Raw genomic sequence first — 305 nt, forward strand, 5'->3', positions numbered from 1 at the left:
CAGACTTTACAGACTATTGTCAGCTCGGGCTGGATATAGATGGGGAGGGAGCCGATGATCAGTCTGGCGAATCGGTCTCCCTGAGTTCAGATGGCAGTGTGTTGGCCATCGGTGCGCCTGGAAATAATGACAATGGCTCACTTTTAGGCCATGTACGGGTGTATGAATGGGATGGAACGGGCTGGTCACAGCGAGGCGTTGATATAGACGGCGAGGCGTTTGGAGATGGGTCCGGCATTTCCGTGTCCCTGAGTTCGGATGGCAGTGTGTTGGCTATCGGAGCCGATTTGAATGACGATAATGGC

The 305-nt window shown here is 53.8% G+C and carries 1 pseudogene; it reads left to right on the plus strand.

The window, feature by feature from the left end:
• Positions 1-305 (plus strand): annotated as a pseudogene (locus IX84_RS33470) (T9SS type A sorting domain-containing protein); the annotation flags it as partial.

The organism is Phaeodactylibacter xiamenensis, from assembly GCF_000759025.1.
GTDB classification, from domain to species: domain Bacteria; phylum Bacteroidota; class Bacteroidia; order Chitinophagales; family Saprospiraceae; genus Phaeodactylibacter; species Phaeodactylibacter xiamenensis.